This window comes from Micrococcus sp. LASM2_SD2 (genome assembly GCF_057364565.1).
This window is the reverse complement of record NZ_JBNFOB010000224.1, coordinates 1-3730: the sequence shown is the minus strand read 5'-3', so window position 1 is coordinate 3730 and position 3730 is coordinate 1. Positions and strand designations below refer to the sequence as shown.

Here is a 3730-nt window from a genome sequence, read left to right as displayed (position 1 = left end):
GGCGGGGCATGCGGCCCACACCGCTGTGGGCCTGCTGCCCGACGCGCTCGGCCGGGCGGCCATGAAGACCGCCGGCGTCGACCGCCTGAGCGCCCTCCACACCGCGATCGACGCGGTCCGGCGCGGCGGCACGGTGTCGCTCTCCGGGGTCTACGGCGGCATGAAGGACCCGATGCCGATGCTCACCCTGTTCGACAAGCAGGTCACCCTGACGATGGGCCAGTGCAACGTCCGTCGCTGGGTGGACGACCTGCTGCCCCTGCTCGACGACCCGTCCGACCCCCTCGGCGTGCTCGACCTGGCCACGCACACCGCCCCGCTCGAGGACGCGCCCGCCCTTTACGAGACGTTCCAGAAGAAGGAGGACGGCTGCATCAAGGTGGTGCTGAAGCCGTGAGGATCGTCGTCCTGGGTGCGACGGGCAACGTCGGCACCGCTGTCCTGCACCGCCTCCAGGCCGCGGACGAGGTGAGCTCGATCGTGGGCGTGAGCCGACGCGGCCCGGACCGGGCCGGAGCGCCCTACGACGGCGTCGAGTGGCACCGCCTGGACGTCGCGGAGCCCGCGGCCGCGGGGCGGCTGGCCGCGAGATCGTCTCCGGCGCCGACGCCGTCGTCGACCTGGTGTGGGTGATCCGCCCCAACCGCGACCGCGACCACCTGCGGGCCGTCAACGTGGCCGGCAACGAGCGGGTGTTCCGGGCCGTGGCCGAGGCGGGCGTGCCCCACCTGGTCTACGCGTCCTCGGTGGGCGCGTACGGGCCCGGGCCGAAGGGCTGCGCCGTGGCCGAGTCCCACCCCACCACCGGGGTCCCGACCTCGCACTACGCCGCACAGAAGGCCGAGGTCGAGTCGGTCCTCGACCGTGTGCAGGCCGAGCACCCCGAGCTGCTGGTGACCCGGCTGCGCCCCGGGCTGATCTTCCAGTCCGCCGCCGGACCCGAGATCAAGGACTACTTCCTGGGCGACCTCGTCCCCGCCCGGCTGGTCGCCCGCCTGCGTACCCCGGTGCTGCCGTTCCCGCGGGGCCTGCGATTCCAGGCGCTCACGGCCCAGGACGTGGCGGACGCGTACTGGCGCGTGATCGCCCACCGCGCGGGCGGCGCCTTCAATGTGGCAGCCGAACCCGTGCTGGACGCGCACACCATGGGCACCGTCCTCGGGGCCCGCCGCATCCTGGAGCTGCCCGTGGGCCTGTTCCGCGCGGCCGCGGCGCTGAGCTACCGGGCACGGCTGCAGCCCACCGACCCGGGGTGGGTGGATATGGCCGCGGCGGCGCCCATCATGGACACCACGGCCCTGCGCGCCGCGACCGGCTGGTCCGAGACCACCGACGCCCGGGAGGCGGTCCGCCTCGTGCTCGACCATCTCGACGGCGCCGAAGGCCTCGGCAACGCCGGGCACCGCTCGCACTCGCCCACGGAATGAGGACGATGACCATCACCCGCCGGGCCGCCCTGACGGGCCTGCTCGGGGGCGCCGCCCTCGGGTTCACCGCCTGCACCTCCTCCGGCTACCCGGCCGACCCGAACGGCACCCTGGACCGCGTCACGGGCGGGGTGCTGCGCGCCGGCGTCGTGCACCACCGCCCCACGTGGACGCCTCGGGCGCCGAGCCCGTCGGCCCCCGAGCCCGACCTGATCCGCGGCTTCGCGGCGGCGCACGACGCACGCGTCGAGTGGACCGTGGCCGGGGAGGAGGCGCTGATGACCGCGCTGGAGAAGCGCGACATGGACCTGGTCGCCGGCGGCCTGACCTCCGCGTCCCCGTGGACGTCGCACGCGAGCATCACCCGCGACTACGCCGAGGCCCAGGGTCCGGACGGCGAGCCGGTGAAGCTCGTGATGGCCGTGCCCCTGGGTGAGAATCAGATGCTCACGGCCCTCGAGGAGTACTTCGACCAGCGCGCAGCGGAGGAGCCCCGATGACGCGGCGGGACACCCGGGAGAAGGGGCCGAGCGGGCGCCGCTTCGGCGCCACGGAGCTGCCCCCGGAGATCGAGCGCGTGGTCCAGCAGGCCATGCGGCTCGAATGGGCGACGCTGGGGGTGATCGTGGTCACGATCGTCCTCGTGGCGGTCGTGATGGGCTCCTCGCAGGCCATGCGTGCCGCGTGGATCGAGGACCTGCTCTCCCTGATCCCGCCGATCGCGTTCCTCGTCGCCCTGCGCGTGGCCCGCATGGCCCCGACGCGGGCCCGACCCTATGGCTCTCACCGGTCCGTCGGGGTGGGGCACCTCGTGGCCGCCGTCGCCCTGTCCGTGATGGGCGTGGTCCTCGTCGGCGACTCCCTCCTGGGCCTGCTGACGGCGGAGCACCCGCCCATCGGCACGTTCGACCTGTTCGGGCACACCGTGTGGCAGGGCTGGTTCATGATGGCCGTGATGGCCCTGTCCGTGCCCGGGCCCATGATCCTCGGCCACAAGAAGCTCAAGCTGGCCGAACAGCTCCACGACCGCGTGCTGTACGCGGACGCGGACATGAACAAGGCGGACTGGCAGACGGGCGTGGCTACCATCGTCGGCGTGGCCGGCATCGGCCTGGGCTGGTGGTGGGCGGACGCCGCGGCGGCGATCTTCGTGGGCGTGAGCATCGTGCTGGACGGCTGGAAGAACCTCAAGGAGGCCGTCACGAACCTGGCGGACCGCCGCGCCGCCACGATCGACGGCGCCCGGCCGCACCCGCTCATCGACCGTGCCGAGCGGGTCGCCTGGGCGGAGCCGTGGGTGCGCCAAGCGGGCGCCCGCGTCCGGGACGAGGGCCACGTGTTCCACGTCGAGATGTTCGTGGTGCCGCACGAGGGGGCGGACGTGACGGTGGGCCGCTGCTGCGCGCTGCGGGACGCGATCGCCGCCCTGGACTGGAAGCTGCAGGACGTCGTCGTCGCCCCGGTGGACGAGCTGCCCGCCGAGGTGCACGGCGGACGGTCCGGGGAGCATCAGACGGGCGAGGAGTAGCCCGGGCCTCAGCCGGCCAGGAACCGTCCCTCGAAGGTGGCGGAGGTGATGCGCTGGACCTCGCGCTGCTGGTCGGCGGCCCTCTGGCGCAGGGCGTGCATCTCGGCGGCGTCGACCGCCGGCAGGTGCGGCGCGAGCTGTTCGAGGACTTCCCACATCGCGGACTTGGCCTGGAGCATGCCCTGCAGCAGGTCCAGTTCGATCTGCGTCCAGCCGGAGCCGCGCGTGCGCAGCGCGTTCACGGGGTTGAGTCGTCCGCCGGCCTCGGCCGCCGCGCCGGCGGCCCGGTCCACGAGCGGGGTGCGGAGACCCAGCTCGCCGATGAGCGCCTCGAGGCGGTCCTGGTCGTCCTGGACGGCGTCGCCGAGGCGTCGCAGCGCGGCCTCCTGCGGGGTGCCGGCCCAGGTCTGCTCAGCCGCGCGGAACGCCTTCACACCGGAGCGGGAGCCGAGCAGGTGCTGATTGAGGAAGTCCTCCAGCATCTGCTCGTCCACGGCGGCGGAGGTGGACTCGGGGCGGGGGTGCTCATGGCCGGTCATGGGCCCTGTCTACGGAACGCGCGGGCGTCGCGGCAAGAGGCCGGGCGCGCTCAGACGCTGACGACCTCGACCGGCTGCCCCGGGTCCGCGCCGAACCACGCGTCGGAGGGGGCGACGCCGTCGCGCACCAGGCGTGCGCCGAGCGCGGCGACCATCGCCCCGTTGTCGGTGCACAGGTTGACGGGCGGGACGGTCAGCTCGATGCCGGCCGAGCGGCACGGTCGGCGAGCAGGGCG

General features: G+C 74.0%; 3 protein-coding genes and 3 pseudogenes. 4 read left to right on the top strand and 2 right to left on the bottom strand.

Translation table 11 applies throughout. The features are described 5' to 3' along the window. From AC2W7A_RS10365 to AC2W7A_RS10350, 4 genes and pseudogenes are all read left to right on the top strand, one after another. Window positions 1-397, top strand: a pseudogene (locus tag AC2W7A_RS10365) (glutathione-dependent formaldehyde dehydrogenase); the annotation flags it as partial. After that, window positions 394-1427 (top strand): annotated as a pseudogene (locus tag AC2W7A_RS10360) (NAD-dependent epimerase/dehydratase family protein). The pseudogenes AC2W7A_RS10365 and AC2W7A_RS10360, both read left to right, overlap by 4 nt. A 5-nt stretch (window positions 1428-1432) precedes the next feature. Continuing rightward, complete coding sequence (locus AC2W7A_RS10355; RefSeq protein WP_485991283.1) at window positions 1433-1927, top strand: ABC transporter substrate-binding protein; 495 nt, start codon at window positions 1433-1435, stop codon at window positions 1925-1927. Next, window positions 1924-2955 carry a cation efflux transmembrane domain-containing protein gene (locus tag AC2W7A_RS10350; protein WP_485991282.1) on the top strand — a complete coding sequence of 344 codons (1032 nt, stop codon included), beginning with the start codon at window positions 1924-1926 and terminating at the stop codon, window positions 2953-2955. Before AC2W7A_RS10355 ends, AC2W7A_RS10350 begins: the two co-directional genes overlap by 4 nt. Window positions 2956-2963: 8 nt before the next feature. On the opposite strand, the gene AC2W7A_RS10345 is transcribed toward AC2W7A_RS10350, so the two are convergent. Both AC2W7A_RS10345 and AC2W7A_RS10340 read right to left on the bottom strand, forming a co-directional pair. Continuing rightward, complete coding sequence (locus AC2W7A_RS10345; protein ID WP_485991281.1) at window positions 2964-3494, bottom strand: hypothetical protein; 531 nt, start codon at window positions 3492-3494, stop codon at window positions 2964-2966. Window positions 3495-3544: 50 nt separating this feature from the next. After that, a pseudogene (locus AC2W7A_RS10340) lies at window positions 3545-3730 on the bottom strand (tRNA (adenosine(37)-N6)-threonylcarbamoyltransferase complex transferase subunit TsaD); the annotation flags it as partial.

Excerpts from the sequence above, each read along its gene's own strand:
- AC2W7A_RS10355 (WP_485991283.1), top strand. The coding sequence starts at position 1,433 with ATGACCATCACCCGCCGGGCCGCCCTGACGGGCCTGCTCGGGGGCGCC.
- AC2W7A_RS10350 (WP_485991282.1), top strand. The coding sequence starts at position 1,924 with ATGACGCGGCGGGACACCCGGGAGAAGGGGCCGAGCGGGCGCCGCTTC.
- AC2W7A_RS10345 (WP_485991281.1), bottom strand. The coding sequence starts at position 3,494 with ATGACCGGCCATGAGCACCCCCGCCCCGAGTCCACCTCCGCCGCCGTG.